Annotated in this window: 8 protein-coding genes and 1 pseudogene; 6 read left to right on the top strand and 3 right to left on the bottom strand. The window is 65.0% G+C overall.

Annotated elements, in window-relative coordinates; all coding sequences use genetic code 11:
- The coding region (locus tag MJD61_15300; GenBank protein ID MCG8556636.1) for a hypothetical protein at positions 1-239 on the top strand (239 nt) is incomplete at its 5' end.
- Here the strand turns inward: MJD61_15300 and MJD61_15295 are convergent.
- Positions 219-662, bottom strand: a complete 444-nt coding sequence (locus MJD61_15295) for a site-specific DNA-methyltransferase (GenBank protein ID MCG8556635.1) — start codon at positions 660-662, stop codon at positions 219-221. The two genes, MJD61_15300 and MJD61_15295, sit on opposite strands and share 21 nt — an antisense overlap.
- 655 nt (positions 663-1317) lie before the next feature.
- Between MJD61_15295 and MJD61_15290 the strand changes: the two genes are divergently transcribed.
- Both MJD61_15290 and MJD61_15285 read left to right on the top strand, forming a co-directional pair.
- Positions 1318-1644 carry a type II toxin-antitoxin system MqsR family toxin gene (locus MJD61_15290; protein MCG8556634.1) on the top strand — a complete coding sequence of 109 codons (327 nt, stop codon included), beginning with the start codon at positions 1318-1320 and terminating at the stop codon, positions 1642-1644.
- 67 nt (positions 1645-1711) lie between these two features.
- On the top strand, positions 1712-2086 hold the full coding sequence (locus MJD61_15285; GenBank protein ID MCG8556633.1) for a type II toxin-antitoxin system MqsA family antitoxin: 375 nt from the start codon (positions 1712-1714) through the stop codon (positions 2084-2086).
- A gap of 246 nt (positions 2087-2332) precedes the next feature.
- Here the strand turns inward: MJD61_15285 and MJD61_15280 are convergent.
- Together MJD61_15280 and MJD61_15275 are read right to left on the bottom strand one after the other, a co-directional pair.
- Positions 2333-2410: pseudogene (locus MJD61_15280) on the bottom strand (transposase).
- A gap of 422 nt (positions 2411-2832) precedes the next feature.
- Positions 2833-3447, bottom strand: coding sequence for a transposase zinc-binding domain-containing protein (locus tag MJD61_15275; GenBank protein ID MCG8556632.1), 615 nt, complete (start codon positions 3445-3447; stop codon positions 2833-2835).
- An 83-nt stretch (positions 3448-3530) separates the two neighbouring features.
- Between MJD61_15275 and MJD61_15270 the strand changes: the two genes are divergently transcribed.
- The 3 genes from MJD61_15270 to MJD61_15260 are packed head-to-tail and all read left to right on the top strand — an operon-like array spanning position 3531 to position 6313.
- Positions 3531-4760 carry a hypothetical protein gene (locus MJD61_15270; GenBank protein MCG8556631.1) on the top strand — a complete coding sequence of 410 codons (1230 nt, stop codon included), beginning with the start codon at positions 3531-3533 and terminating at the stop codon, positions 4758-4760.
- Between the two features lie 18 nt (positions 4761-4778).
- The gene (locus tag MJD61_15265; protein MCG8556630.1) at positions 4779-5750 is read left to right on the top strand and encodes a hypothetical protein; all 972 of its coding nucleotides are present in this window, start codon (positions 4779-4781) and stop codon (positions 5748-5750) included.
- A complete protein-coding gene (locus tag MJD61_15260; protein ID MCG8556629.1) occupies positions 5744-6313 on the top strand; it encodes a hypothetical protein in 570 nt (189 codons plus the stop codon). The genes MJD61_15265 and MJD61_15260 overlap by 7 nt, the downstream gene beginning before the upstream one ends.
- Positions 6314-6483: the final 170 nt, after the last annotated feature.

Here is a 6483-nt window from a genome sequence, read left to right as displayed (position 1 = left end):
GGAGGCCGACGAGCACGGTGCGACTCTCGCGCGTTGGCGACGTCTTCGACCCGCCGATCAACGTCACGCTTGACGAGGCCAACTTTCCACTAAACCATCAACCCAGGAGTCGCGTTCCCGCTGAACCAGTACAGGTCGAGGAAATGGTGCTTTCAGCGTTTCGACGTCTTGGCGTCGGGGTCAGGTTCGCACTCATTCCGATTGACGGACTCGCTGCTTCAGTCCACCGCGGCGTGTAGCACGCGACGCGGGGCCGACCCGACCAGGTTGGCGTCCGCCGGCGTGCGTAATAGGACACAACGGGCAAAGTTACGTGCCCTGTGGGTCGGGAGGCCATCTGCTTCCCTGAGCGCGATCGCCACAGCTTTCTTCAGCGCTCGCAGCTGGGGCGCCGATAGGTTCTTTGTTCGCCGATCCGACAAGTAGTCTGCGAGTTCGTCGCGCGGATGGTGGTATGTGAGGCCTTCCACCAGCGCTGTCGACCACGATTGAACGCCCCGAGCATCACGCTCGCTCAACGGGGTGGTTTTGGTCCGAGTGAGGAAGACCGACAAGGAGTTGATGTCAGATCCGATCGCGCGACGCCCTTGCACGACCGCTTCCACGATCGTTGTGCCTCCCCCCATGTATGGGTCCAGCACAACGTCACCCGGGGCAGACAAGGCATCGATAGCGGTGGCGGCAAACTCTGGCGGGAAGCGGGCAGGGTACGGATAGAAGCCGTGGGTAAGGCCCTCGATATAGCCACGGGTGCGCGCTGCGTCGCGGAGCTTGTGGAAGAGTTCCCCGGAGATCGTGCCGGCTTGCCCATGGATCCCATTTGCTTACCGTAGCCGGGAAACTCAGTCCATTTCCTGCGGAGCCGGCGCCCTTCCGTATCGTGGTGGATCCCTGTTGGGTTGTTTGGCACTCACGTCGCCGCTCCGCCCGCAGCTTACTCGAGCCGCCGACAGCGCCAGTTCCTCTGCTTCGGACTTCCGCGTCGGACCGCCGCCACCGACGTCTGCCTTGAGCGACTCCGGTGATGATGTAGACGTGCCCCTTGGCATCGGACCGCGGCCAGTCGCCGCCGTCCGCGTCGGAGCTCCGCCTCGGACACCCGGCGATCGGACTCTGAGTTCCGGCGTGGGCGCTAGAAGCTGCTGAAACCGTTCCGCAATTCTCTCTGCAGCTGAGGTTGGAATCGTTGTGGCTGCGCGTGCGGGTGAGTCGCTTCGCCCACGCGAGGCCGATGGGGCCCCTGCGAGTGCCGGGCTGACAACCTTGTCCGCGCCGTAACCATATGCAAAATTCACCAAATCATGATACCCGTCGAACATGCCACATTGGCTTCCGGGGGTCCTCGCTCGTATCAAGGACCTCGCCGCGTCGCGCCGTGTACGTTTCACACTCAAGGCCCTGCGAGAGCTTGCGCTTCTCGAGCACGGCTTGGACCAAGACGACGCGTGCGACGTGCTGATTCGGTTGACAGCTTCGGACTCGGCTGGGCGCCTGGCATCGAAAACCACCGGCGAGTGGATGTACCTGTTCAAGCCCAAGCTGGTCGGAACTGTTCTGTACGTGAAAGTCATTGTTCGCAACGACTGCATCGTGGTCTCATTCCACGAGGACGAACCTCATGGCCATGAAGAAGAAAACGCCTAGCAAGAAGGCAAAACCCCGACACAACCGCGTCCGCCCGGATGACGCCTGCCCAGGGTGCGGCACCGAGATGAGTGAGAAACGCAGCACGTTGCGGTTACCGGTCAATGGGGAAGAGATAGCTGTGCCCTCAGCCGCTCATCTCAGCTGTCCGAAGTGCGGCGAGGTAGTGCTTCGTTTCCAGGATGCCAGGCGGTTGGGCGAGGACGCAGTCGCGATCTACCGCAAGAAGCATGGATTGCTCTCAGCGGATGAGATCCGCGCCATCCGCGAACGGTTCGATCTCACGCAGGCGGAACTCGGCCGGCTGCTCCGACTGGGGGCCAATACCGTGTCGCGCTGGGAATCAGGCAGGAACGTGCAGACGTCAGCGATGGACATGCTGCTCCGCCTAATCAGAGACTTGCCCGGCAGCATCGACTATCTTCGCGACAACGCGGCGTGACAGGCGTCTCCGTATCGCGATCGAGGGGGATCCGATGAAGGGCACCTTGCGTCGCTGGCGATTGCTTAGAATGAAAGTTTATAGACAAGCCATGCCCAGGGGTGGCGGCCGGGCGCGCGTGGCGGTAGGTCCGAGTCGGCGGGTGCGGCGGGCCTTTGGCCGGTTTTTGTCGAACAAGGGCAGTTGCTCGGGCAGGTCGAGCTCGGGGTCAGGGGCACGCACAGGGACGATCTGAGGCCGCAGGATTGCATTGGGGGCGAAGACGCCGTGAAAGCGCGTCAGGTGGAAGTACGGCGGCGGCACCAGGGCGCACAGGCGGGCGATGAGGGCCCGCGCAAGAAGAACCCGTGCGGAATCGCGTAGGACTGAGTGTCGCTGGCAAGGCGCGATGACGAGGAATACTGGGGATATTTCGAGGAAGAGCAACACCGCCAGAGGCGCTCAGAACCAGCGAGACGTGCGGGTTCTTCTTGCGCGGGCCCTAAGGTCCATGGGACTGAGCACGATGGCTCTCGTTCCGTCGGACCAGGGGGTCTTGAGCGCGAGGCTCAGCTTGCCGTTTGGTAGCTCGCTCAAGCGCTCGTGGCTTAGGCGTCGGGTCAAAATAACATTGCCACCTCGATTTCGATCCATCCCGCCCAGCGGCGTTGCGCCGCCTTCAAATACGGGGAGTATTCGCGCGACGGCGCGCCTTGCCGGCCGGGCGCCTCGAAGCCGATCTGGCAACACTATCTTGACCCGACGCCTTAGCGGTGGCCGGGCGAGGTATCGGCACAGTCGCTCGAGCTGCTTTCGGTCCCGGCCATTGACGACGCGCTCGGCATGAACAACGTGATGGTGCCGGTAAACGCGTCGGCTACCGAAGCGAGGCCGAGCTGTTGTTTGGCCCGCCGCTTGTAGCTGCGCATCAGCTCGGTCGCAAAGGCGGTCATGACCTCGCTACACAGTCGGCTGTCGTAGCCGAGCACGCTGCGAAGCTGCCACGGCAGCGAGCACACCCATTGCCTCACCGGGGCATCGAACGGCAGCACCGAGTCCACCAAGTGTGCGGCCGTGTCGTTCACTCTTCGGCCACAGCAGCTGGGGCAAAACCCGCGATGTTTACAGCTGAAGCCGACCAGGCGCTCCAAGTCGCACTGACGGCAGGCCACCGTGACGCAGCCATGCTCGAGGATCCCACACGTGAGGTAGTCCTCGAACTCGCGGCTGACGAACGCGGGCAGCCCCCCGTGCTCCTCACAACGCTGGGCGAAGCGCGGCCAGTGCGCTGCCAGCGTCTGGTAGAGCAGGGTCTGCTCGGGCTGCCGGCGCTCGTAGCCGGTCGCGGCAGCCGGCAGGGGGCCGTGGGCCGCGTGCGGCATCGACCCGCGGCATGGAGCAAGCCCAGGGCCGGCCTTTTTGCGCAGCAATCATTGGGTTTTCAGGATTCAACCGGCGGCGAGCGATGAACGGCAGAACGCTGGTGCTGCAAGGGTTGGCGAGGGAATCCGGGGCGCGTTCACGCCCGAGGCCCGCTCCAGCGGCGGCTCCCGGGCGGCCGGTGTCCGACTACAGCTTGCACGAGCTGGCGCTCGCCCTCAGAGCGGTCGTACGGCATGGTGATTACGAGTACGCCATGGAAGAGCCCGACTACGAGACCGCGAAGCGGGTGCTTGCGGGCATCGGCGCACCGCAAGGCCATGGAGCCGGCGAGCCTCGGGAGGGACGGGGCCCAATCGGCACCGACGGCAGGGTCTACCAATGGGACAACACGAATTGGCTCAACGCACCCTATCTATTCAGCGATATGGGATGCACAGCCACGATGATCAGCCCGTCAGTGGCCATCACGGCGGCGCACTGTGTTTACGAGGAATTCGACGATCAGAAGGGCTGGAACGTGGTGGACCACGAGCCAAACGTCGGTGTGGGTGTCACGGACTACCGCTTCCCGCGCTGGAGCGCTGCTGTCGATGGACGCGACATCGACCCCTTCCCGTACACTCACCACGATCTCCGGGCGTTCCAGGTCCGATGTCACTTCAAAGAAGGCGACTGGTGCGAACTGACTTCGATCTCGCAGCCAGGCCCCAATATTGACTGTTACAACCCTGTGGTAACGCAAGAATGGGTGGACCGGGTCAACCCGGGTGAGCCGCTGCCGCGCGAGTGGGACTTCGCCTTCCTTGACTTCGGCACCTTCTGCGGAGGGCAGCCGGGCAACCTGCTGGGTTGGTTCAACGCCGCCACCCTGTCCGAGGCAGATATCGAAAACGACTTCGCGTACATGTTCGGGTATCCGCAGGAGGTTCAGAACGTAGAGCGCTACACCCAGCTCTGGAAGCGGCATCCCACCCAACAGCACCCAAGAGCGTTTTACGAAGCCGAGATCTGGGGGATGGGCGGCAACGACCCGAACTGCTACTCGCCGGGCACGCCAGCGCACTTGGGTCCCGGCTGCCGGGCATGGATTGGCCACCCCGATCTTTGGGAGCTGCGCTACAATCTGGACGACAGCGACGGCCAGAGTGGCGCGGGCATCTGGCGCTGGGTGAACAACGTGCGTACCCTCTATGGGGTCCACCACGGGGAGCCGATCACCGTAGCTGACGGCAAGGGCGAATGGAACCTGGGGCGGCGTTTCGATGCCACGGTGTACAACTTCGCCGTGACCCGCACGGCATACCCGTACTAGGCGCGGGACGAGCGGAAGATGAGGGAACTCGTGGAGCCGGGCAACCTGCAGATCAAGGCCCGTCGCACTGCCCGGGCCACGTCGAGCATGTGCGTGTCATGCCTGTGTGGGCTCGTGGCCTGTGGTTCGGGTCACGCACACGATTCCCCTGGGGGGAGCGCCGCCGGAAGAACCGCCGGCGGCAGGGGCGGCGTTGCTGGCGGGCCGATCGCTGCCGGAGGCGTTATCGGCGGCGTGGTCGGTCAGGCGCCCGGCGGTGGCGGAGCCCCTCCAGGTCAGGCAGGGGGCGGCGGGGTGGGCGTCGGGGGTCCGCCTCCCGACGCCGGGACGGGGCGGCCCCGCATCGATCCCACCGAAGTGCTCGACCCCTCGATTTTCCTTCCTAGCCTTCGGGGCCAGAGCATGCGCACGACGGGAACTCGCGTGGAGGCGCTCCCATCGGTTGTGTGTCCCCCTTCCCCGCCAGCCGTGGGCAGCCCCTGCGGCAAGGACCGGTTTCTGTGCTCGTACGGGAATTCGGTGCGATTCGACTGTCGCCAGCATTTCAAGTGTTTCCATGGCACCTGGACCGAATACGGTGACGGTGGGTGTTCCCTGCCACCGCCGGGCCACTGCCCCGCGCAGCCCATGCCGGGTCAGTACTGCACGCCAGCACCGACCTGGTCGGAGCATTTGTACAGGAAGATCATGCCCGCCTGCGAGTACGGATCCACCACCTGCGTCTGCCCTAGTTGTGGAAGTCGATTCGAGTTCTGCCCGACCCGACGGCACAATCCGAAGCAAGTCTGGGTATGCATCGGCCCTCCAAAGGACCTGGACTGCCCTGAGCTTGTGCCCAATGTGGGGGACGGCTGCCATGAGCAAGCAAAGCGCTGCGCTTACGGCGAATCGTGCAACGGCCACGGCGCCATCTTGTTCTGTCGCGGGCGCCCCGACACCCCCTCGGGTGGGCCAGCCGGCGCATGGGAATTGCAGGGTACGTCTTGCTGAGCTTAGCACCCGCCGTGTGGGCCCTGGCCTTGCTGGGCTGCGGCCTACGCCACTCGGCTCCCGATAACGGTCCTGCTACAACCGGGACCCCGAGCCAGGACGCCGCCATCGTTGACTCCCGCGCCGCACCTGGCGACCCCGACGGGAGCCCTGCCGGAGATGCCGGCATAAGCGACACTACCATCGCTGTCCCGTCCGGCGACGGGCAAGCGCCTGTGGACGCACACGTCGGTCCCGAGGCAGGTCCCGACGCAGGTCCCGACGCGGCCGCCACCGATGCCGGCATCGCGCCAGACGCAACGCTCGATTGCCAGCGCTTCAACACCGAGCCCTGCGAAGCGTGCCGAAGGACCGGGGTGTGCGGGGCCGGCTGGAGCAGATTTCGGCGCAGCCGAGGAGACTGCCCGGGATCGTACTTGTGCATCTCAGCGAACTGCTTCGGCCCTGATCTATGTTCCTGCGTACCCACCTGCCTGCCCTTGGAACCTGGCCCCTGTCACGTGCTGTGGAACGAGATCAAACGGTGCTACCTGGAGCAATGCGCTGCCGTCTGCGGGCCCTAGGGCTGTCAGCCCGCCGGAGGCTGCACGGCTGCATGGTGGCTGCCGCGATCGCCGGGGCGAGCGCCTGCGCAGCGCCAGCGGACGGTCGGGGCGTCAGCATCGCCGCCATCGTCGGCGGCGCGCCGGCCGAGCCGGGAGCCTGGCCCAACGTTGGGATCCTGGATTCCGGC

It is taken from the genome of Pseudomonadota bacterium (assembly GCA_022361155.1).
Lineage (GTDB): Bacteria > Myxococcota_A > Polyangia > Polyangiales > JAKSBK01 > JAKSBK01.
The sequence above is the reverse complement of the archived record's forward strand: the minus strand, read 5'-3'. Positions and strand labels throughout refer to the sequence as shown.